Annotated in this window: 1 protein-coding gene; it reads left to right on the forward strand. The window is 72.3% G+C overall.

Features of this window, described 5'->3' with window-relative positions; genetic code table 11:
- Positions 1–40: 40 nt before the first annotated feature.
- Positions 41–242, forward strand: a 202-nt coding sequence (locus ACQG3P_RS22325) for a hypothetical protein (protein ID WP_426806274.1), incomplete at its 3' end; no start/stop codon positions are given.

The following is a 242-nucleotide window of genomic DNA, read 5'->3' on the forward strand; positions in this document are numbered from 1 at the left end:
CGTCGGCCCGAAGCCCGAGGGCGCTACGCCCTCCCGACGCGTGGCCCAGGCCGCCACCGCCATCAGCCAGCATTTCCACGATCTGGTCCGGCTGGCGGAACGCGGTCTGCGCGCCGCGCTTCTGGAGAGAACGGTCCACCAGGCGTTGGGCTACCAGCGCGCGCTCGCGGTGGATGGGCGGATGAAGACCCATGTGGCGGGCTTCGACAACCGCGGCCTGCCCATGGACCGCGGCTCGGAGC

The organism is Stenotrophomonas sp. SrG (assembly GCF_050031795.1).
GTDB classification, from domain to species: domain Bacteria; phylum Pseudomonadota; class Gammaproteobacteria; order Xanthomonadales; family Xanthomonadaceae; genus Stenotrophomonas; species Stenotrophomonas rhizophila_A.